Below are 19841 nucleotides of genomic sequence, written 5' to 3' on the forward strand. Positions count from 1 at the left end.
GATCGGCGCAAATCCGCGCGAAGCATGGTTAAGGCTGAATATGTATCAGTGCGGGGCCCGCAAGATGACGACAAGGCCCGCGTGATCGCCGCCTTCCTCACCCGATTCGAGCGGGCGGCGTGCCGCGTCGGCACGGGCGCGGGCGAGGACGGCATCGCCGACGCCCTCTTCGTAGAGCAAGAGATCGGCCGAACCCAGCAACCGCGCCTCGCGCAGCGTCAGGTCTTCAGGATCGTGACTGCGTAAGCGCACTTCCACCCGGCCGCCCGCGCCTGCCGCCGCGCTCGCCAGCCATCCTTCCACGCGAGCGGCGGCGCCGTCTGCCAACGGATCGAGCGCACCGCCCTGCCCAAGCGCGGCATCGAGCGCGCGGCGGCGGTCACCGGCATCGGGAAAACGGGCGCGCAATGTGCCGCGCGCAGCGTGCAGAGCGTCGGCAAGCTGCCCCAGCGAACCGGGCAGCAGTGCCTCGAACCGCAGCCGGAGTTGCTTAGCAAGCCCGGCCGAAGCACCGCCAGTGCCGATCGCCACCAGCACGGGCGAACGATCGAGCACCGCAGGCGCCGTGAAGTCGCAAAGCGCGGGTCGGTCGACGACATTGACGAGCATCCCCGCCTGCCGCGCCCGCAGCGCATCCGCCTCGGCCGCGGCGTCGTCCTCATGGGCTATGAAAGCGAGCCGGGCACCGGCGTCACGGCCGTGCGCAAGGTCATCGAAAACCACGCCGCCCGCGCGCTCGACCAGCCGCCGCTTGGCCTCGGCCGCCTCGCCCACGCCGAGCACGACGACCGGGCGGCCGCCAACGCGGTGAAACAGGGGCAGGCTCGCGATCATGCCCGTGATCCTACCGCCCGGCGGCCGGTTTGTCGAAATGCGCGCTTACTTGAGCCACTCCGGCACGGTTTCGGCGGCCAGGATCGTGGCAGGCTCGATGCGGCTGGCCACCACGGCCCACTTGTCGCCGTCGACCATGACCTCGGGCACCAGCGCGCGGCTGTTGTAGGTGTTCGCCATCGTCGCGCCATAGGCACCGGCAGTACGGAAGATCGCCAGATCACCGGCGACCACTTCGTCGATCTCGCGGCCCATCGCGAACGTGTCCGAACTCTCGCAGATGGGGCCGACGATATTGGCGGTCACCGTCTTGCCACTGGGCTTCACCGCCGCAAAATCGTGCCAGGCGTCGTACATGGCGGGACGGGCAAGGTCGTTCATCGCCGCATCGACCACCACGAACGGGTTCACCGTGCCCTGCTTGACGCGCACCACTTCGGTCACGAGCACGCCGGAATTGCCGGTAATCACGCGGCCCGGCTCGAACATCAGGGTGACGCCCCAGTCCTTTGCGACCGACGCCACCATCGCGCCGTAATCCTCGGGCGTGGGGAGCACATCGCTCGCCTTGTAGGGCACGCCCAGCCCGCCGCCGAGGTCCATGTGCGTAACCGCATGGCCCGACGCGCGGATCTCTTCCATCAGCGCGCCCATCTTGATGAAGGCCTGCCGCGACGGTTCGAGGTCGGAGATCTGGCTGCCGATATGCACCGCAAGGCCGCGCATATCGAGGCCCGGCAGAACTGCGAGCCGGGCATAGATGCCCGCCGCGCTGTCATAGGAAACGCCGAACTTGTTCTCGGCCTTGCCGGTCGAAATCTTGGCGTGGGTACGCGCATCGACATCCGGGTTCACGCGGAGCGCGCAGGCGGCGGTAAGGCCCAGTTCGGCGGCGACGGCAGCAAGCTCTACGCCCTCTTCCTCGCTTTCGAGGTTGAACTGGCCGATGCCCGCCTTGACCGCGGCGATCAGCTCGCGGCGGGTCTTGCCGACGCCCGAGAACACCACGTCAGCGGCCGGGATACCGGCGGCCAGCGCGCGGTTCATCTCGCCTTCGGAGACGACATCGGCGCCGTAGCCCTCGTTCGCCAACAGGCGCAGCACCGCAAGGTTGGGGTTGGACTTGACCGCGAAAGCGATGTGGACGCTCGGCAGCGCCGAAAGCGCCTCGCGGAACACGCGGGCGTGTCGGCTGAGCGTCGCGCGCGAATAGACGTAGACAGGCGTGCCGACTTCGCGGGCGATAGCGGCCAGCGGCACGTTTTCGGCGAAGAGTTCGCCGCTGTTCAGAGCAAAATGGTCCATGGGATCTCGGTGTCAGTGGCTCATTCGGGCGGAGGAAGATCGTAAGGATCGTCCCCGCGCGTTTCGGAGCGTGTGCGCAGCTCGACGCTGCGTTCGGGAATGGCGAGCGTGGGCGGGGTCAGCAGTTCCGCCGGTTTGGGCTGGACCGCGCGGCCGAACGGCGCGGGCGGCAACTGCTCGCCCTGTTTCACCGCCAGCGCCGCGCGCTGCCCGCAGCCCGCCAGGGCGGCAAGCGGCGCGAGAAGCAGGATGAGGGCGGCAGTCTTGCGCATCACGTTCACTCCAGACCGAGCGCCGACCGGGCTTCGGCCACACGCAGACGTACCTGATCGGGCGCGGTGCCGCCATGCGACTTGCGCGCAGCGACCGAAGCCTCGACCGAGAGTGCCTTGAATACGCGCTCGTCGATGCGGCTGTCGATGGCCTTGAGGTCCTCCAGCGGCAATTGATCGAGCGCGACGCCGCGCCGCTCGGCCAGCTTCACGGCCGAACCGGTGATGTGGTGCGCCTCGCGGAAGGGAATGTTGCCTTCACGCACCAGCCAGTCGGCCAGATCGGTGGCGGTAGCGAAGCCCAGTTCGGCCGCGCCGCGCATGCGATCGGTGCGGAAACGGGTTTCGGCGACCATGCCGGTCATAGCCGCGATCGAAAGCGCCAGCAGGCTGGCAGCCTCGAACACCGGCGGCTTGTCGTCCTGCATGTCCTTCGAATAGGCGAGCGGTAGGCCCTTCATGGTGATCATCAGGCTGGTCAGGCAGCCGACGATGCGGCCCGAATGGCCACGCACCAGTTCCGCCGCGTCCGGGTTCTTCTTCTGCGGCATGATCGAGCTGCCGGTGGACAGCGAATCGGGCAGCGCCACGAAGCCGAAGGGCTGGCTGGCCCAGATGATGAACTCTTCGGCCAGGCGCGAGAGGTGCAGCGAGCACTGGCTGGCCGCCATCAGGTAATCGAGCGCGAAATCGCGGTCCGACACCGAATCGAGGCTGTTGTCGGTCGGCGCGTCGAAGCCGAGCGCCTGCGCGGTCATGAAACGGTCGATCGGGAAGCCGGTACCGGCCAGCGCCGCCGCGCCCAGCGGGCTGCGGTTCATGCGCTTGCGGGCATCGGCAAAGCGCGAACGGTCGCGGCCGATCATCTCGTAATAGGCCATCAGGTGATGGCCCAGCGTCACCGGCTGCGCGGTCTGAAGATGGGTGAAGCCCGGCATGATCGAATCGGCATGCTCACCGGCGCGGGTGACGAGCGCCTTTTGCAGCGCTTCCAGCCCGGCATCGGCCTGATCCATCGCATCGCGCACCCAGAGGCGAAAATCGGTTGCCACCTGATCGTTGCGCGAACGGGCCGTGTGCAGGCGACCGGCAACCGGGCCGATCAGTTCGGCAAGGCGGCCCTCGGTGGTCATGTGAATGTCCTCAAGGTCCCAGTTTTCCGGGACTCCCGAGACTTCGTACTCGGCCGCAACCGCATCCAGTCCGTCGCGGATCGCCAGCGCATCCGCGTCGGTCACCACGCCGCAGGCCGCCAACATCGCGACGTGTGCCTTGCTGGCCGCGATGTCCTGCCGCCACAGCGCCTTGTCGAAGGGGATCGAGGCATTTATCTCGCGCATGATTGCCGACGGTCCTTCCGCGAACCGTCCGCCCCACATCTGGTTGGAGCTCCCTGCCTTGCTGTCTTCCAAATCGCTCAAGTCGCTTGTCCTGTATTCGATCGCGGGGGCCGGCGCGCTCCTCGCCGCGGGCTGCGATAGGCAAAGCGGGAAGGAGGCGCAACCGCAGGCTAGCGAAACCGCCGCCCAAGCGCCCGCCTCCCCCGACAAGACCGCCGACAAGCTCGACCGTTCGCACAAGGGCACGCCGATTCCGGCCGTGACCGTGGTCGACAATACCGGCGAGAGTCTGGATCTGACCTCGCTCAAGGGCAAGCCCGTACTCATCAACCTTTGGGCAACCTGGTGCGCGCCCTGCATCGCCGAGATGCCGACGCTCAACGAACTCGCCGGCAAGTCCGATTCGCCCTTGCAGATCCTGCCGATCTCCGAGGACACGGCGGATATCGGCAAAGTCGTGGAGATCCTGCATCGCCGCAAGCTCGACCATATCGAGCCCTGGCATGACGAGCACGGCGATCTTGGCTTCCAGTATGGCGGCAACCTGCCCGTCTCGATCCTGTTCGACAGCCAGGGCAAGGAAGTCTGGCGCTTCACCGGAGGAAACGACTGGACCAGCCCCGAAGCGCAGAAGCTGCTCGCCGAAGCGAAGTAAGGCGCCGCCGACGCCGAGAAGGCGCTGCGCGGGGGGCACGGAACGGGGTGTGAAAGCCCTGTCGCCGTGTGCACCGGCAGCGTCGTTCGTGGCATGATTGCCGTCGGCACAGCCGGAAAACCCGCGCGCCTTCTTCGCAGGCGCCGCAAAAAATGCCTTCCGTTCGCGGCATTGCAGCATATCCGTTGCAGGAACGCGCAGGCCCTGCGATAGGCCCCGGCCCCTTCAGCTTGAACATCGAGGATTCCCCTATGTCGACCGGCACGGCCGCCGCCCGCTCTGTCGGCATCGACTTCGGCACCACCAATTCGGTCATCGCACTGTCGGACCGCGACGGAGAGGCCGATCTCGTCGAGTTCGCCGCGCCCGGAGGCGTCAGCTCGGTGTTCCGCTCGGCGCTGTGCTTCTGGCAGGAGGAAGGCGTGCGCGGCGGGCTGGCGCACGAGGCGGGGCCATGGGCCATTTCCGAATTCCTGGAATTCCCGCAAGGCTCGCGCTTCCTCCAGTCCTTCAAGTCGGTCGCCGCCAATCCCGCCTTCGAGCATGCCAGCCTGTTCGAGAAGCGGCTGCGCTTCGAGGAACTGGGGCAAGTCTTCCTGACCCACTTGCGCGACCATGCCGGCAATGCCCTGCGCGATCTGCCCGACAGCGTGGTGATCGGACGTCCGGTCCGCTACGTTGGCGCGCGGCCAGATGCCGCACTGGCGCGCACCCGCTATGATGCGATGTTCGCCATGCTGGGGCGGCAGGTCCACTACGTTTACGAGCCGATCGGCGCGGCGTTCAGCTTCGCCTCGCGGCTGACCGAACCGGCGACTCTGCTGGTGGCGGACTTTGGCGGCGGTACCAGCGACTTTTCCATCGTCCGCGTCGAGGCGCCCGGCGCCGCGAAGCGCTGCGTGCCGCTGGGCTCGGCCGGTATCGGCATCGCCGGCGACCGCTTCGACTATCGCATCATGGACCACCTCGTCCTGCCGCTGCTGGGCAAGGGCGGCACCTATCGCTCGTTCGACAAGGTGCTGGAAATCCCGCCGGGCCATTTTGCCGACTTCGGAGACTGGTCGCGGCTGGCGCTGATGCGCAACCGCCGCACACTGGAGCAACTCGCAAAGCTGAAGCACGGCGCCACCGATCCGGCCGCCATTGCCCGCATGATCGCGGTGGTGGAACACGAACTGGGCTTCGGCCTCTACGAGGCGGTCGGCCAGCTCAAGCGCGCGCTTTCCAGCGACGAACACGGCGCGCTGCGCTTCCATAGCGACAACCTCAATATCGAATCCGAAGTCAGCCGCGCCGATTTCGAAAGCTGGATCGCCCCCGATCTGCAGCGCATCGGCGAGACCGTGGACAGCGCGCTCGCCAAGTCGGGGCTGCAGGCGAATCAGATCGACCACGTGTTCCTGACCGGCGGCTCCTCGCTGATCCCGGCCGTCCGCCGCTTGTTCGAAGAGCGTTTTGGCGACAGCCGGATCGCCAGCGGCAACGAACTGACCTCGATCGCGCACGGCCTCGCCCTGATCGGGCAATCTCCGGACCTGTCGGAATGGATCGCTTCGGACGAGGACGAAGGCTGAGACCTCGGCGCGGGTTGGAACGCGGAGAAGAAGCGGGGCCCCCGCCTTCGCGGGGGCGACGGTGGTTTTGGTGCGGTTACGGTTGGCACATGAACAGTTGGCCGTGGCGAGGCTCCGGGGACGCGGCGGGGTTGGATCGGCTTTAGACCGCGCGATCACGTCCCACTTGCCGCCCCTCACCGCGCGTGAGACGATGACGCCGCACCGCAGGAGTCATGCCATAAACAAGATCAATCGCGATCCGATCGCTGCGGTCCTTTTCGGCATCGCCCTCTTCCTTGTGCTCCTCAACGGAGCGGCGGCCGTCCTCTTCGCGACTCACGGAATGGCGGCCCTCTGGTTTGTCGAGGCCGCCATGATGTTGACCGGCGCCCTCGCCATCGTTGGTGCCGGATTCGGTTTGGCGCGCGGTCTGCGTCGTACTCACGCAAGTCCCAGGCAGCGGTAAATCGCCGGATCAGGCCGCCGTGATCAAGGCGCCGAGCCGGGATCCGACTTTCGGGTAATTCGGAGGCGTCACTTCGGTAAACCAGATCGTCCGTCCATGCGCGGCCTCGGGCGCGATGGCGAAGCGGTCTGCCCGATCACCGATCAGCGGCAGGCCTTTGCCTTCCAGATACTGCGCGGTGGCGGCCGCATCGCGGACCTTGAAGACGAGATGGCAGGTGCCCTTCACGTCCCGCGCATGATCGGCGATGGCCGAACCTTCCCGCCCTTCCAGCGCCTCCAGCACGGTGTCGCCCATGGCGAAAGCCGCGCAGCGCGCATCAGGCAAGTCGCGCGTGCCGAGTTCCGGCCAGCCGAGCTTTTCGGCGAAGACCGCGCGTGCCTCGGCCAGCGAGGGCGCCGAAAGGCCGATGGCCTGCAAGCCCTCGATCCCGAGCGGATGATCGGTCGCGAGACGCCACGCCGGATCGCGGCGCGGATCGCCGGGCATGTCCTGCGTCACGATCTCCAGCCGCATGCCCAGCGCCTGCCCGCGCGGGACAAGGAAGTAGTAAGCCTCCATCCCCGGATCGTAGTGCCGCTTGAACCCGCGCTCCGCGAACCATGCATCGGCCTTGGCAAGATCCGTCACCTTGAGCGCCACGCCGATCCAGCGATTGGCCGCGGCCGAGCGGCGCAGCATGTCACCCAGCGGATGGCCATCCTGCGCGCCGCGACCGGCCGGGGCGATGGGGATCAGCATGGTATCGCCGATCATGAGGAGACTCTCCTCCCGGTCGAGGCCCATCTTCTCGGTTTCAGGCGTAATCAGGATTTCGTGCGCGGTTTCGGCGCCGAACACCTCTCGGAAGAAGGCGTCGCAGGCTGGGCGCAGGCCATTGTCGGCCAGCGCCCAGCTTACGTGGACGAGCGGCATTCCCTCCACCGCGCGGGAACCGCTCAGTAGGTTTCGGGCGAGCCGGTGCCCATGAACCGGGCAAGGTTCATGTGCAGCGAAGCGACCGATCGCTCCATGTAGGGATTGGGCTGCGCGCCCCGGAAACCGACGTTTTTCATGCCCTGCTGGACCGCCGCCATATTGGCGAAGTCCTGCTGGAGCACCGGCGGCCAGTCGTTCGGCTGGGTATATTCCCATTCGGTTTCAGGCGCCTGACCCTCGGGCCAGAGTTCGTAGACGGCGGCCTCGAAGATGCACTTGTCCGGGTCGGTGCCATAGGGCCGCGCCTGGTAGCAGAGCATGTTGTTGACCGCGTGGCCGATCTGGAAGTTCGGGAAGATCTGCCATGCCGTGCCCGCCTGCGCGGTGTGCTGCGGATCGACTTGCGCCCAGACCACGCCGCGCTCCGCATCTTCCTTGCGGGCGGTGCCGATCCAGTAGGCCGAGACTTCCGCCGCCGGGGTGCCTTCGGGCAGTTCGTCCTTGAGGCGGTTGGCCACGCCGACCAGCGTCATCGTCGTGTTGGTATTGGCATTGGCCCAGGTGAAGTTCTGCATTTCCGCCGTGGTCACGCGCGGGTCCTCACCGGCGCCGAGGCGCAGCTTGCCGGAGTCTTCCTCCTGCCCCTTGGGCGCATCGTAACCGATGTTGGAGTGCAGCCCCTGGTTGCGCGCCCAGCCCCGGAACTGGCCGAATTCCATGAATTCCGGGTGCGTGGTGGAGACGTGGTACGTCTCGCAGAAGGCCTCCATCGCGACCTTCCAGTTGCATTCGAACACCACCCACTTGCGCCAGCGCGGGCGCATGTTCTGGAGGCCGTAGGGATCGAGCATGCCCGCCGCCGGGTGCAGATACTCGGCCAGCGACATGGATTCGGGATCGAGATTGATCCAGACCCAGCCGCCCCAAGTATCGACCTTGACGACACCTAAGTCCGCCTGACCGCCACAGAGATGGCCCTGCCAGTCTTCCTGATGCTCCATATAGGTGTTCGCGCCGTCCAGCCCGAAGGTCCAGCCGTGATAGCCGCAGATGAAGTTGCGACGGGTGCCGCGCGCGTTGCGCATGCCGGCCGGAGTATCCACCAGCTTGCGGCCGCGATGCGGGCAGACGTTGTGGAAAGCGCGAATCTCGGTTTCGGAAGCGCGGACCACGATCACCGAATCGTCGAGGATGTCGAAGGTGATGAAATCGCCCACTTCGGGGATGTCTTCCAGGCGCCCGGCCTGAAGCCAGACCTTGCGCCACAGCTTGTCGCGCTCTGCCTTGGCGTATTCCGGCGAGATATAGGCCTCGGCCGGAACGCGAACGGGGACGGTCAGGTCCTCGGGAGCCTGCACGATCCTGCCAATTTCACCCATGCCGTTCTCTTCCCATCTTCATCATTCGTATTGGCGTCCATTATCCCATTATTCGCACGCCAGGCCAATCGCCATGGCGCTACCGCCGTCAGGCGGGCGCGAAAACGAGGGTGCGGCGCGGCAGGCTGCCGATGGCAAGGCTGCTGGCGGCCATCATGCCGATGGCCAGCCAGAGGAAGCTCTCGTAGCTGCCCGCCCGGTCGTGAATCAGCGCCGCAACCAGCGGGCCGACCGCCGTGCCGATGGAGAGCGCCGCCAGCACGCCGCCGTAGAGCCCGCCGAAGTTCCTGAGCCCGAAGTGCCGGGTGATCAGATAGACCACCACGTCAATCTCCGCCCCCAAGGTCAGCCCGATCAGCCCCGAGGCAAGCGCCAGCGCCAGCAGCGACGTCCCCGAACCGAGCAGCAGCAGGCACCCCGCCACCGGCAGCAGGAACACTGCCGCGCCCACCAGCGAGGCCGGGTAGCGATCGAGCATGACGCCCGTGCCCAGCCGTCCCGCCAGCGAGAACCAGCCGACGAACGAGGCGATGGCCGCCGCCGTCATCGGGTCCGCGCCCCGGTCTCCCAGGATCGACACGAAGTGCACGACGATGGCGATGATCGTGAAGGTGAACAGCAGGCTGGCCACGAACAGGCGGTGATAGACGCTGGAGCGCAGCCCCTCACCCAGCGAGACACCGGGCAAGTCGCGCTTGGCAGGCGCCGGTTCGTTGCGGCGCCCGCGGTCGTGCGCGCCGCGGAAGAACAGGAAGATCATCGGGAAGGCCAGCAGGAACCACAGCCCGCCGTGCACCGCGAAGGCCATGCGCCAGCCGAAGGTCTTGATCGCCCACGTGCCCAGCAGCGGGAACAGCCCCGCCGCAATGGATGCGCCGCAGAGCGTCACCGCCAGCGCCAGCCCGCGCGACATCTCGAATCGCGAGGCTACCGCGCTGGTCCAGACCGAGGCCTGCACCGGCAGCGAGACCATCGCGATCAAGCCCCAGAGCGCATACCAGTGCCCGATGCTCGCCCCGGTGGTACCGAGCAGCGCAAAGGCCGCCGTCAGCAGCACGAGGCCGATCACACCGAAGCGGCGCGGGCCGAAGCGGTCCACCGCAAGGCCGACGAAAATGCCGCCCACCGCCTGCACCAGCGTCGCGATGGTGAGCCCGAAGGTCACTTCCGTACGGCTCCAGCCCATCGCTTCGGCCACCGGGCCGATATAGGGCCCGATGCCGTAGATGTGGATCACGCTGGTCGCGTAGCCGAGCCCGGCCGCCACCGGCACGAGGCCGTAGCGCGACCATTCCTGCCGCGAAGAGAGGGCCTCAGTCACCGTAGCGCAATTCGACAGAGGTCGCCTCGCCGTTGGGCCCCATCGGCGAATCGTATTCGATGCAAGTGCAGACCGGGTTGGCGTGGCTGGCGAAGAGTTTCTCCTCGTCCGCCTTGATCATCGGCTGGCGCGCGGGATCGCTGATGATCGCCTGCGAGCGTTCGAAATCCTCGCGGCTGTTCCACCAGATTTCCATCACGCAGTCGAAGCCGGGATCGTGGATCTGGCCGGTGATCGGGTTCTTTTCCGGCACCAGATAGCGCCGCACGTAGCGCACCGCGCCGGGAATGGCCGGCTGCGCGCCCATCTTCTTCGAGAGCTGCGAGTGCTGGTTCTCGTAGTAGTCCATGAACGCGTCCATGGTCATGTCCGGCCGCTTGCGGAAAAAGCAGAGCTGCTTGAGCATGATTACGCCCTCCTGAGCGCCAGCACGGTGCCTTCGAGATCGCCGCAGATCCACACGGTGCCGTCGGGCCCGACGTCGAGCCCGGTCATGTTGCCCATCGGCCCGCACATATGGCCCACGCCGCCCAGCGGCTTGGGATCGGTGCCTTCCGGCGCGCCGACCGGCAGGCCCTCCGCGATCACTTCGCGCGCGCCGCCGGACAGGTCCGACTGCACGACTTCACGGCGCTTCACGTCGAGCACGGTGATGCGGCCCTCGCGGATCGCCAGACCCTCGGGCCGGACCAGATCCTCGATCACCGCTTCCGCGCGCCCGCCGACCAGCTTGACCACCCGGCCCGCGCCGCTTTCCGCGACATAGACCGTGCCGTCCCCGGCCACTGCGACGCCCTTGGGACGGTCGAGCCCGGAAGCCAGTTCCTCCACTTTGCCGCCCTGGACCGAATGGACCTTGCCGGTGCCATATTCGGCGAAGACCACCGCGCCCGAAGGAGCAATCGCCACGCCCATCAGCTGGTCGAACCCGTTGGCCAGTACTTCCATCGAAGGCCCGGCGGGATGGAACTTCGCGACTTCGCCATTGGCGGTGGTCACGATCATCTCGCCCGCGCCCGCTGCGGCAACACCGCGCGAATATCCGGGGAAGTTCGGGCTGAACAGCATGCCTTCCAGCTTCACCGCCTCCCCGGCGCGCAGCGAGAAGACGAAGCCGCCGTCGGCGATCCACAGCACGCCGTCCGGACCCATCGATACGTCGAGCGGCCATTGCAGGCCCTTCTCGATCAGCGGCTTCACCAGCCCACCGGCCGCCTTGGGCGTGGTGATCTCATGGATCGAGCCGAGAATGTGCGAGATGAACAGTCGGTCACCCACGAAGGTGCAGTTGTCCAGCCCGGCGCCGATATCGGCCAGCACCGTTTTCGCACCGGTGCGCGGATCGATACGCAGCACTTGTCCGCTGGCGACCTGCGTGGAAACGATCATGCCTTCGGCATCGAACTTCACCGAATCGGGCACGCCAAGATCGCCGCAGACCACTTCAGGCTCGCCGCTGCCGTCCAGATTGACGCGCCAGATCGCATTGGCGCCCATGACCGGCATGTAGAGCTTACCGTCCGGGCCCACTTCGAAGGCGTTGGGCATCGGCACATTGTCCGCGATCACGCGCGGCGCGCCGCCGTTGCGATCGAGTTCGAGCACGCGCGCACCCATTTCGCAGCCGCCCGCGATCAGGCGGCCCTGCGAATAGGTGATCGGGTTGGCGACGGGCAAGTCGCCGTAGACGACCGCACTGGTGCCGTTCGGGCGCAGCACCGAAACGCGGCCCTCGGTGATTTCGGTGGCGTAGAGGTTGCCCTCTTCGTCGAAAGCAAGATCGTCAGGCGCGGTGATGCCGCCGCCCATCGGGCTGATCACTTCCACCGCACCGCTGTCGGGATCGACCGCGCTGATCTGGCTGCCGCCCACTTGGGCCACGTAGATGCGGCCGTCCGCCCCGGTGCGCAGGCCATTGGCGCTGTAGAGGCGCGTCGGCGGCGTCATGCGGTGCAGCATCCAGCCTTCGGCGGGGCGGGCGGAGACGACGCCGTGGTTGCGTCCTGCGGGTTCGAGCATCGTGGAAATATCCTCTCGTCCGGCACGTTTGGCGCCGCTCTTTTCCCTTCGAGCCTATCCAGCGCATCCGATGCAGGCAACGCGATGACCGGCACGCAGCGTTTGTACGGGCGCACTATCGCCACGGCGACGTTGCGGCGGCTTTGTTCGATTGCCCCGCCTCCCCTCGTGCGCATATTCGATCGTCAGACCGAAAAGAGACTGCTCGACCGAGCGCGGGCAACCGGAGAGATTTCATGGAAGAGATGCGCTTTGACGGCCGAGTTGCCGTAATCACCGGAGCCGGACGCGGGCTTGGCCGGGCTTATGCGCTGCTGCTGGCCGCGCGCGGGGCGAAAGTGGTGGTCAACGATCTCGGCGGCGCGATCCGGGGTGATCTCGACGCGCCGGGCGCCGACGTGAGCGTGGCGCAGAGCGTGGTGAACGAGATCGTGGCGGCGGGCGGAGAGGCCATCGCCAATACCGATTCCGTCGGCACCCCCGAAGGCGGCAAGGCCATCGTGCAGGCCGCTCTGGACCAGTGGGGCCGGATCGACGTGCTCATCCATAACGCCGGGAACGTGCGCTACGGATCGATCCGCGACCTTTCGGCCGGCGACCTGCACGCCGTGCTCGACGTGCACCTCCTCGGCGCCTTCCACGTGGTGCAGGCCGCGTTCGGGCCGATGTGCGACGCCGGATATGGCCGCATCGTGCTGACCAGTTCGGTGGGCGGGCTCTACGGCAATCTCAACTGCGTGAACTACGGCATGTCGAAGTCGGCCATGCTCGGGCTCAACAACATCACCGCGCTCGAGGGCGAGGCGCACAACGTGAAGTGCAACGTGATCGTGCCCGGCGCGGTGACGCGCATGGCCGAAGGGATCGACATCTCGCAGTACCCGCCGATGGACCCCGAACTGGTGGCCCCGGTGGTCGGCTGGCTCTCGCACGAGCAATGCCCGGTGACCGGCGAGATGTTCGCCTCGATGGCGGGCCGCGTGGCGCGCATGTTCGTGGCGGAAACGCAAGGCGTCTACCGTCCGGAGTGGAGCATCGAGGACGTGGCTGCCGCTTCCGACGCGTTCCGCGACAAGACCGATGTGCTCGATTTCGGGTTGCACGGCCACGTCGATCATATCGGGTACAGCTTCAAGATGGCGACCGCCGGAGCCGATGCTTGATCGTCGCTTAATGAACAACACTGTTGACAACTAACTGCCTGCTGCGTCAGATTCAGCGGTAACGGGCGACCGGAGCAGAGTCGCCGCCAAGAGGATGCCCATTCGATGGAAATGACCTGCCTCAAGTCCGACGTGCCCTCGCCCGAGGAACTCGATATCCCGGCGCTGAAGGCCAAGTATCGTCAGGAACGTGACAAGCGCATGCGGCGCGAGGGCGGCGAGCAGTACGTGCGGCCGACCGACGACTTTTCCGACAATTACGCCCACGATCCGTTCACCCCGGTCGCCGAGCGTGAACCGCTGGTGGAGGATATCGACGTCGCCATCCTCGGCGCCGGGTTTTCGGGCATTCTGGCCGGTTATCACCTGCACAAGCAGGGTGTTTCCAACGTGCGCAACATCGATCACGCCGGCGGCTTCGGCGGCGTGTGGTACTGGAACCGCTATCCCGGCGTGCAGTGCGACAACGATGCCTACTGCTATCTGCCGCTGCTGGAAGAAACGGGCTTCATGCCCAGCAAGAAGTTCTCGGACGGCTGGGAAATCCAGCAGTACTGCCAGGATATGGCCGAGCGCTTCGACCTTGCCGACAAGGCGCTGTTCCACACGCTGGTCAGCGGCATCCGCTGGGACGAAAGCATCAAGCGCTGGCATGTAACCACCAATCGCGGCGACGACATCCGCGCGCGCTTCGTGGTGATGGCGGGCGGCGTGATGAACATGCCCAAGCTGCCCGGCATTCCCGGCATTCACGACTTCAAGGGCAAGATGTTCCACACCAGCCGGTGGGAGCATGACTATACCGGCGGTTCGTGGACCGCGCCGGAGCTGGAAAAGCTGCGCGACAAGCGCGTCGCCATCGTCGGCACCGGGGCAACCTCGGTCCAGGCGGTGCCTCATCTCGCCAAGTATGCGAAGCACCTCTACGTGCTGCAGCGCACGCCTTCGAACATCGACGAGCGGCCCAATCCGCCGACGAATCCCGAGTGGGCGGCCTCGCTCCAGCCCGGTTGGCAGCAGGAGCGCATGGCGAACTTCCACCGCGCCGCGCAGCAGTTCTTCATCCCCGGCGAGCCCGACCTGATCTGCGATATCTGGACCGAGATCAGCCGCAACCTTGCCATCGAACTGGGTGAGGAAGGCTGGCCCGCGCTCGATCCGCTGGAATTCATGGACCGCCGCGAAGTGGTGGACTTCCAAGTGATGGAACGCCTGCGCCGCCGCGTGGACTCAATCGTCGAGGACAAGGACACGGCGGAGAAGCTGAAGCCCTACTTCCGCTTCATGTGCAAGCGGCCGCTGTCCAACAACGACTACTACCCCGCGTTCAACCAGCCCAACGTCACCCTGATCGACGTCTCCGGCACGCAGGGCGTGGAGCGGATGACCGAGAAGGGCTTCATCGCCGATGGCGTGGAGCACGAAGTCGACCTGATGATCTTCGCCTCCGGCTTCGAAGTGACCAGCGACCTGAAGCGCCGCTGGGGCATCGATACGGTGGAAGGTCGCGGCGGCAAGTCGATCTACGACCACTGGACCAACGGCGCGAGCACGTTCCACGGCGTCATCACCGACGAGTTCCCGGCGATGTTCTACATGGGCTACATCCAGGGCGCGACGAACTCGTCGACCACCGAGCAGTTCGGGCGGCAGGCGGAGCACATCGCCTTCATGATCGGCGAGACCAAGCGCCGGGGCGCCGGCACCGTCGCCGCCACGAAGGAAGGCGTCGAAGGCTACTGCGCGCACTGCAAGGAAAACGAAGTCGACATGTCCGGCTTCCAGAACGATTGCACGCCCAGCTACTTCAACAACGAGGGCGACAAGGAACTGAAGTGGGCCCTGTTCCGCGGCTATCTGCCCGGCTGGGACGCCTTCCGCGATATGCTGGGCGACTGGCGCAAGAGCGAGAAGCTCGAGGGCGTTCAGTTCGAAGACTAAGCGCACAAATCTCAGGGCGGGAACAAACCGCGTTCCCGCCCGCTACTCCCGCAGAAGAAGACTTCTCGGGAGAGCAGAGATGTCCAAGATCGCCGCCATCATCGGGCGCTTCCTGATCGCCCTCATCTTCATCGTGTCCGGCGCGTCCAAGCTGATGGACGTTTCCGCCACCGAGACCGCGATCGTCGCGGTCGGCCTGCCCGGCGGGCTGGCCATTCCCACCGGACTGTTCGAGCTGATCACCGGGCTCTGCCTTGCCGCGGGCTTCATGGTGCGGCTGGTCTCGGTGCTGCTGATCGGGTTCGTGTCCCTGACGATCCTGTTCTTCCACCACCAGTTCACCGATCCGCTGCAACAGATCATGGCGCTGAAGAACATCGCCATCATCGGCGGGCTGTGCCTGGCCTTCGCGCATAGCCAGATGTGGAGCCACTACTACGCCATCGCCCGCGAGCGACGCGGCGAACTGGCCGCGCGCGACGCCGATGCCCGCGTGCGCGACGCCGAACTGCGCGCTGCCCGCGCCGAGGCCCGCGCCGACGTGCTTGCCGAAGGCCATGTGACCACCGACCCGGTCCCCGCCACCGCGCTTTCGGACTACGATCGCGGCGCCATCCCGGTAACCCGTCGTCGCCGTTGGTTCGATTGGTAAAATCGCTTGACGCGCCCCTTCCGCCGAGGAACTTTCAACCTAACGACAATCGGCGGGAGAGGCCGGGAATGACCCACGAAGACGTGCTGGCGCGCGAAGGGATTCGCGATGTGATCGCCCGCTATAACATCGCCGGAGACCGGCTGCGGATCGACGATTTCACGGCCTGTTTCACCCACGACGCCATATTGGAAAGCGACCGCGTTCCCGCCAATCGCGCCTTCCGCTTCGTCGGCCGGGAAGCGATCCGCGAATGGCAGACCCAGTGGCTGGAACGCGCCGCATCCGGCACGCCGGTCCACGAAGCCGACTTCGTCCGCCACCACCTCACCACCCAGCAGATCGATCTGGTAACGCGCGACGACGCCACCGCCCGCACCTACTGGCAGGCCTGGACCCGTATCGGCCCCGACCACGCCGGCTATTATCTGGACGAGTTGCGCCGCGTGAACGGCCACTGGCTGATCGCGCACCGCCGCGTGCGGATGGACTGGGAATCGGAAGTAAGCCTGTTCAAACCCGCCATCGAGCGGAGCACCGGACTGCGCGGCGCGGTATAGGCCTGCCTGTACCGCCCCATCCAGACCGAGATTCGAGCACGATGACCCAGCCTTCAAACCAGACCCGCACCCGTTGCACATGGGCCAACGGCGATCCGCTGATGGAGGCCTACCACGACGCGGAATGGGGCGTGCCCGTGCACGATTCGCGAGAGCTTTGGGAAATGCTGGTGCTGGAGAGCTTCCAGGCCGGCCTGTCGTGGCGCACCATTCTCCACCGCCGCGAGGGATTCCGCCGGGCCTTCGAAGGCTTCGACCCCGCCGTGATCGCAGGGTACGGGCCGGACAAGGTCGAGCAGCTGATGCAGGACGAAGGCATTATCCGCGCCCGCGCCAAGATCGAAGCGACCATCGGCAATGCCCGCGCCTATCTCCGCATGAAGGCCGAGGGCCGCGATTTCTCGGAATTCGTCTGGTCGTTCGTCGGCGGATCGACCGTCATCAACGACGGCCTTGTGCTGCCGGCGCAGACGGAAGTGTCTCAGGCACTTTCGAAAGCCCTCAAGGCAGAGGGCTTCAAGTTCGTCGGGCCGACGATCGTCTACGCCTTCATGCAGGCCGTCGGCATGGTCGACGATCACCATCCCGACTGTTTTCGCCGGGCTGACGCCTCAGCCTGAGGCCCCCCGCGTTCAGTTCCCCTTGGGCGGCGTAGCCCCCGCCGCCGGTGCCGGAGCCGGTTGGCTGCCCAGCCGCTGGCCGTTGATCTCCAGCCCCTTCTGGTCAAGCTTCACTTCCAGCGGCACGCCGTTGATCTGCCCATTGAGCGTCGCCGCGTCGTTGCCGACATGGACATCGCCGATGTTGACGTCCGGTGAGGGAAGCGCGGTCGGCAGTACCGCCGGAATGTCGCCCACATCCGGCACGTCGAGCGGCTGGATCGGCCCGCTCGGGTTCGGGCTGGGCTTCGAGCTGGGCGCCGGAATGCCGCCCTCGCGCAGTGCCTCGCGCATGAAACCGCGCCAGATCTTGGCCGGGATCGAGCCGCCCGAAACGCCCTTGAGCGGGGAGTTGTCGTCATTGCCGACCCAGACGCCGACGACATAGTCGCCCGCATAACCGACGAAGAGCGCATCGCGGTTTTCCTGGCTGGTGCCGGTCTTGCCGAAGTTGGCCGCGCGCAGCTTGGCGCCGCGCCCGGTGCCGTGGTTGACCACCGCGCGCAGCAGCGTCTCGATGCCCTCGTGCTCGCTGCTCGACATCGAATGGCGGCCATCGAACAGCCAGTCGAACCAGCCCTCCTCCGGCACCGGGAAGGCGCGCGGCTCCACCGGGAAGCGGTTGGCGGCGACACCGGCGTAAGCGGCGGTCAGCTCCATCAGCGTCATCGTCGACGTGCCGAGCGCCAGACTGGGATCGCCCTGCGGCATCGGCGAAGTCACGCCGAGCCGGTGCGCCGTATCGATCACCGCCGTATCGCCCACTTTCTGAAACAGGCGCACGGCCGCCACATTGCTGGACCGGGCGAAGGCGTCCTCCAGCGTGATCGTCTGCGAATAGTTCCCGCCGGCGTTCTGCGGACGGTAATAGCCGGTCTCGATCGGGGTGTTCTCGATCGTGTCCTCGGGCTTCCAGCCCTTGCCCAGCGCGGCGAGGTAGACGAACAGCTTGAACGTCGAACCGGGCTGGCGGCGCGCCTGCGTCACGCGGTTGAACGGCGACTTGGCATAGTCGGTCCCGCCCACCATCGCGACGACTTCGCCGTTCTTGCGCATCGCCACCAGCGCCACTTGCGCCGAGCCAAGGCCCGAACTCTCGATGGCGCGGCGGGCCGCTGCCTGAAGCCGCGAATCGAGCGTGGTGCGGTAGGTCTGCGGCGCGTAGCTCGCCTCGTCGATCATGCGCGCCTGCGGCAGCGCCCAATCGGCGAAATAGGTGCCGGTGGGCAGTTCGTTCTGCACCCGCACGTCAAGCCGGGGCGGACGGATCGCCTTGGCCTGCGCGGGCGTGAGGAAACCGGCCTCGACCATGGCCTGCAACACCACGCGCATGCGGTCCTGCGCGCCTTCGTAATTGCTGGTGGGGGCGAGGCGCGAGGGCGCCTTCATCAGCCCGGCCAGCATCGCCGCCTGCGCGGGGGTCAGGTTCTCCGGCTTGCGGTGGAAATAGTGCATCGCGGCGGCACGAAGGCCGTAAGTATTGTCGCCGAAATAGGCGTTCGAAAGGTAGCGTTCGAGGATCTGGTCCTTGCTCAGCCATGCCTCCAGCCAGAACGCGATCAGCATCTCGCGCGCCTTGCGCGTCAGGCTGCGTTCCGGGCTCAGGAAAGTGAACTTGGCAAGCTGCTGGGTGATCGTGCTGCCGCCCTGCGTGTTGCCGCCGGTCACATTGCTCCACATGGCGCGGGCGATGCCGCGCGGGTCGATTCCCCAGTGCGTGTAGAAGCGGCGGTCCTCGATGGCGATGAAGGCCTGCGGGACGTGGATCGGCAGGTTCTTGATCTCCACCGGCGCGGCGACGATCGCGCCGTTGCGCGCAATCGGGGTGCCGTCGGCGGCGAGCAGCGTAATCTGCGGCGGCGAGATCGGCTGGAGCGACTTGGATAGCGGCGCGGTCACCGCCAGCCAGCCGATCAGCAGGAAGAACGCCAGCAGCAGCGCGGCGATCCCGCGCGTGATCCACCACAGGCGCGAACGGCGCCGGGGCGGCACCCGCGAATCCTGCGGCGCGCCAAGGGGCGCTCCCGCAGCGGGAACGGGCTGAAAAGGCAGGGCTTCCGGGGCCGCGGCGGCGGAAGGCAAAGGCTGAAGGTTATCCATCGTCGGGGCGTCGCTATACTTCCTGCGGGCTTCCACGCAAAGCGCCCGCAGCACGACTGGCCGCAAGCGCTGACTTTCGTGCCCTTCAGCGCATGCCCAGGCGGCGATGAAGCTGAAATATAATAATTAGTTAACCGGATTGCCGGACATCAACGAAAAGCATATCCACCTGCGTCGCCTAGTGCGCACAACAGGGGATGAGGAAACATGGATCCGCTCAACAAGGGCGGCGCGAGCTGCGCCGAAGACAGCCGTCAAAAGGGCGACCGCGACCTGTTCGTGCTGATCGGGGGCAGTGCATTCCTGTGGGCGATCGTCATCGCCGCCGTCCTTGCCTCCTGTGATGTGTCATCCTGGCTCTACTGAGTGAAAAACACCGCCGCGATGGCTCCAGTTGCTATACGATAAGGCCTGATTACCACCACTACGACGGTTAATTTTCTGTTATCGCAGAGGGCGATAGCGTTACGGAATGCGTCAATCAGCGGTGGGGAAATCAAATGTTGAAGGGTTTTGTCGGGCAGGTTCTCTGCAACGTCGATCGTCACAAGCGTGCCCGAAGCGCCTATTGGAACGGCGTGGAATTCGAAAGCCATTGTGATCGTTGCGGGCACAAGATCCGCCGCGTGCGGCGCAAAGTCTGGCGCCGCGTACGGTCCTGACAACAGACCACGGCAAAGCCCTGCCCCGGTGCGCATCAG

The 19841-nt window shown here is 66.2% G+C and carries 20 protein-coding genes; 8 read left to right on the forward strand and 12 right to left on the reverse strand.

The genetic code is table 11. The annotated features are described in order from the left end of the window. Positions 1 to 45: 45 nt before the first annotated feature. From AC1VVK_RS07765 to argH, 4 genes are read right to left on the reverse strand one after another with little or no spacing between them, the layout of a single operon-like run. A complete protein-coding gene (locus AC1VVK_RS07765) occupies positions 46 to 834 on the reverse strand; it encodes a precorrin-2 dehydrogenase/sirohydrochlorin ferrochelatase family protein (RefSeq protein ID WP_482905008.1) in 789 nt (262 codons plus the stop codon). A 45-nt stretch (positions 835 to 879) separates the two neighbouring features. Next, positions 880 to 2139, reverse strand: coding sequence for a diaminopimelate decarboxylase (gene lysA, locus AC1VVK_RS07770; RefSeq protein WP_482905009.1), 1260 nt, complete (start codon positions 2137 to 2139; stop codon positions 880 to 882). Positions 2140 to 2159: 20 nt separating this feature from the next. Beyond that, positions 2160 to 2411, reverse strand: a complete 252-nt coding sequence (locus AC1VVK_RS07775; RefSeq protein ID WP_132390358.1) for a hypothetical protein — start codon at positions 2409 to 2411, stop codon at positions 2160 to 2162. A 5-nt stretch (positions 2412 to 2416) separates the two neighbouring features. Beyond that, on the reverse strand, positions 2417 to 3790 hold the full coding sequence (argH, locus tag AC1VVK_RS07780) for an argininosuccinate lyase (RefSeq protein ID WP_482905133.1): 1374 nt from the start codon (positions 3788 to 3790) through the stop codon (positions 2417 to 2419). Positions 3791 to 3809: 19 nt separating this feature from the next. Between argH and AC1VVK_RS07785 the strand changes: the two genes are divergently transcribed. After that, a complete protein-coding gene (locus AC1VVK_RS07785; RefSeq protein ID WP_132390356.1) occupies positions 3810 to 4406 on the forward strand; it encodes a TlpA family protein disulfide reductase in 597 nt (198 codons plus the stop codon). 251 nt (positions 4407 to 4657) lie between these two features. Further along, positions 4658 to 5980 carry an Hsp70 family protein gene (locus AC1VVK_RS07790; RefSeq protein WP_482905010.1) on the forward strand — a complete coding sequence of 441 codons (1323 nt, stop codon included), beginning with the start codon at positions 4658 to 4660 and terminating at the stop codon, positions 5978 to 5980. 142 nt (positions 5981 to 6122) lie between these two features. On the opposite strand, the gene AC1VVK_RS07795 is transcribed toward AC1VVK_RS07790, so the two are convergent. The 6 genes from AC1VVK_RS07795 to AC1VVK_RS07820 all read right to left on the reverse strand — a co-directional run bounded on the left by AC1VVK_RS07795 (position 6123) and on the right by AC1VVK_RS07820 (position 12065). Then, positions 6123 to 6407, reverse strand: coding sequence for a hypothetical protein (locus tag AC1VVK_RS07795; protein ID WP_482905011.1), 285 nt, complete (start codon positions 6405 to 6407; stop codon positions 6123 to 6125). Between the two features lie 30 nt (positions 6408 to 6437). Further along, positions 6438 to 7343: a VOC family protein gene (locus AC1VVK_RS07800; protein WP_482905012.1), complete on the reverse strand. Its 906-nt coding sequence runs from the start codon at positions 7341 to 7343 to the stop codon at positions 6438 to 6440. Positions 7344 to 7366: 23 nt separating this feature from the next. Beyond that, positions 7367 to 8725, reverse strand: a complete 1359-nt coding sequence (locus AC1VVK_RS07805) for an aromatic ring-hydroxylating oxygenase subunit alpha (RefSeq protein ID WP_482905013.1) — start codon at positions 8723 to 8725, stop codon at positions 7367 to 7369. A gap of 88 nt (positions 8726 to 8813) precedes the next feature. Beyond that, on the reverse strand, positions 8814 to 10046 hold the full coding sequence (locus tag AC1VVK_RS07810) for an MFS transporter (protein WP_482905014.1): 1233 nt from the start codon (positions 10044 to 10046) through the stop codon (positions 8814 to 8816). Further along, positions 10039 to 10452 (reverse strand): EthD domain-containing protein, encoded by a 414-nt coding sequence (locus AC1VVK_RS07815; RefSeq protein WP_482905015.1) that lies wholly within the window; start codon positions 10450 to 10452, stop codon positions 10039 to 10041. Before AC1VVK_RS07815 ends, AC1VVK_RS07810 begins: the two co-directional genes overlap by 8 nt. A 2-nt stretch (positions 10453 to 10454) precedes the next feature. Next, entirely contained in the window at positions 10455 to 12065 is a 1611-nt protein-coding gene (locus AC1VVK_RS07820; RefSeq protein WP_482905016.1) for an SMP-30/gluconolactonase/LRE family protein, read from the reverse strand. Positions 12066 to 12301: 236 nt separating this feature from the next. Here AC1VVK_RS07820 and AC1VVK_RS07825 point away from each other — a divergent pair, with 236 nt between their 5' ends. From AC1VVK_RS07825 to AC1VVK_RS07845, 5 genes are all read left to right on the forward strand, one after another. Continuing rightward, on the forward strand, positions 12302 to 13228 hold the full coding sequence (locus tag AC1VVK_RS07825; RefSeq protein WP_482905017.1) for an SDR family NAD(P)-dependent oxidoreductase: 927 nt from the start codon (positions 12302 to 12304) through the stop codon (positions 13226 to 13228). 105 nt (positions 13229 to 13333) lie between these two features. Beyond that, positions 13334 to 15169, forward strand: a complete 1836-nt coding sequence (locus tag AC1VVK_RS07830; RefSeq protein ID WP_482905018.1) for a flavin-containing monooxygenase — start codon at positions 13334 to 13336, stop codon at positions 15167 to 15169. 79 nt (positions 15170 to 15248) lie between these two features. Continuing rightward, on the forward strand, positions 15249 to 15821 hold the full coding sequence (locus tag AC1VVK_RS07835) for a DoxX family protein (RefSeq protein ID WP_482905019.1): 573 nt from the start codon (positions 15249 to 15251) through the stop codon (positions 15819 to 15821). A 68-nt stretch (positions 15822 to 15889) separates the two neighbouring features. Further along, positions 15890 to 16381: a nuclear transport factor 2 family protein gene (locus tag AC1VVK_RS07840; RefSeq protein WP_482905020.1), complete on the forward strand. Its 492-nt coding sequence runs from the start codon at positions 15890 to 15892 to the stop codon at positions 16379 to 16381. A gap of 41 nt (positions 16382 to 16422) precedes the next feature. Next, positions 16423 to 17001, forward strand: coding sequence for a DNA-3-methyladenine glycosylase I (locus AC1VVK_RS07845; protein WP_482905021.1), 579 nt, complete (start codon positions 16423 to 16425; stop codon positions 16999 to 17001). Positions 17002 to 17013: 12 nt separating this feature from the next. Here AC1VVK_RS07845 and AC1VVK_RS07850 read toward each other — a convergent pair whose 3' ends face one another. Then, positions 17014 to 19140, reverse strand: coding sequence for a transglycosylase domain-containing protein (locus AC1VVK_RS07850; RefSeq protein WP_482905134.1), 2127 nt, complete (start codon positions 19138 to 19140; stop codon positions 17014 to 17016). A gap of 207 nt (positions 19141 to 19347) precedes the next feature. Here AC1VVK_RS07850 and AC1VVK_RS07855 point away from each other — a divergent pair, with 207 nt between their 5' ends. After that, complete coding sequence (locus tag AC1VVK_RS07855) at positions 19348 to 19506, forward strand: hypothetical protein (RefSeq protein ID WP_482905022.1); 159 nt, start codon at positions 19348 to 19350, stop codon at positions 19504 to 19506. Here AC1VVK_RS07855 and AC1VVK_RS07860 read toward each other — a convergent pair. Continuing rightward, positions 19500 to 19838 carry a hypothetical protein gene (locus AC1VVK_RS07860; protein ID WP_482905023.1) on the reverse strand — a complete coding sequence of 113 codons (339 nt, stop codon included), beginning with the start codon at positions 19836 to 19838 and terminating at the stop codon, positions 19500 to 19502. The two genes, AC1VVK_RS07855 and AC1VVK_RS07860, sit on opposite strands and share 7 nt — an antisense overlap. Between the last annotated feature and the right edge of the window lie 3 nt (positions 19839 to 19841).

It is taken from the genome of Novosphingobium sp. BL-S-32 (assembly GCF_056857055.1).

Excerpts from the sequence above, each read along its gene's own strand:
- AC1VVK_RS07840 (WP_482905020.1), top strand. The coding sequence starts at position 15,890 with ATGACCCACGAAGACGTGCTGGCGCGCGAAGGGATTCGCGATGTGATC.
- AC1VVK_RS07805 (WP_482905013.1), bottom strand. The coding sequence starts at position 8,725 with ATGGGTGAAATTGGCAGGATCGTGCAGGCTCCCGAGGACCTGACCGTC.
- AC1VVK_RS07775 (WP_132390358.1), bottom strand. The coding sequence starts at position 2,411 with ATGCGCAAGACTGCCGCCCTCATCCTGCTTCTCGCGCCGCTTGCCGCC.
- AC1VVK_RS07850 (WP_482905134.1), bottom strand. The coding sequence starts at position 19,140 with ATGGATAACCTTCAGCCTTTGCCTTCCGCCGCCGCGGCCCCGGAAGCC.
- AC1VVK_RS07855 (WP_482905022.1), top strand. The coding sequence starts at position 19,348 with ATGGATCCGCTCAACAAGGGCGGCGCGAGCTGCGCCGAAGACAGCCGT.
- argH (WP_482905133.1), bottom strand. The coding sequence starts at position 3,790 with ATGTGGGGCGGACGGTTCGCGGAAGGACCGTCGGCAATCATGCGCGAG.
- AC1VVK_RS07830 (WP_482905018.1), top strand. The coding sequence starts at position 13,334 with ATGGAAATGACCTGCCTCAAGTCCGACGTGCCCTCGCCCGAGGAACTC.
- AC1VVK_RS07825 (WP_482905017.1), top strand. The coding sequence starts at position 12,302 with ATGGAAGAGATGCGCTTTGACGGCCGAGTTGCCGTAATCACCGGAGCC.
- AC1VVK_RS07835 (WP_482905019.1), top strand. The coding sequence starts at position 15,249 with ATGTCCAAGATCGCCGCCATCATCGGGCGCTTCCTGATCGCCCTCATC.
- AC1VVK_RS07845 (WP_482905021.1), top strand. The coding sequence starts at position 16,423 with ATGACCCAGCCTTCAAACCAGACCCGCACCCGTTGCACATGGGCCAAC.
- AC1VVK_RS07820 (WP_482905016.1), bottom strand. The coding sequence starts at position 12,065 with ATGCTCGAACCCGCAGGACGCAACCACGGCGTCGTCTCCGCCCGCCCC.
- AC1VVK_RS07790 (WP_482905010.1), top strand. The coding sequence starts at position 4,658 with ATGTCGACCGGCACGGCCGCCGCCCGCTCTGTCGGCATCGACTTCGGC.
- AC1VVK_RS07800 (WP_482905012.1), bottom strand. The coding sequence starts at position 7,343 with ATGCCGCTCGTCCACGTAAGCTGGGCGCTGGCCGACAATGGCCTGCGC.
- AC1VVK_RS07765 (WP_482905008.1), bottom strand. The coding sequence starts at position 834 with ATGATCGCGAGCCTGCCCCTGTTTCACCGCGTTGGCGGCCGCCCGGTC.
- AC1VVK_RS07860 (WP_482905023.1), bottom strand. The coding sequence starts at position 19,838 with ATGCGCACCGGGGCAGGGCTTTGCCGTGGTCTGTTGTCAGGACCGTAC.
- AC1VVK_RS07815 (WP_482905015.1), bottom strand. The coding sequence starts at position 10,452 with ATGCTCAAGCAGCTCTGCTTTTTCCGCAAGCGGCCGGACATGACCATG.
- lysA (WP_482905009.1), bottom strand. The coding sequence starts at position 2,139 with ATGGACCATTTTGCTCTGAACAGCGGCGAACTCTTCGCCGAAAACGTG.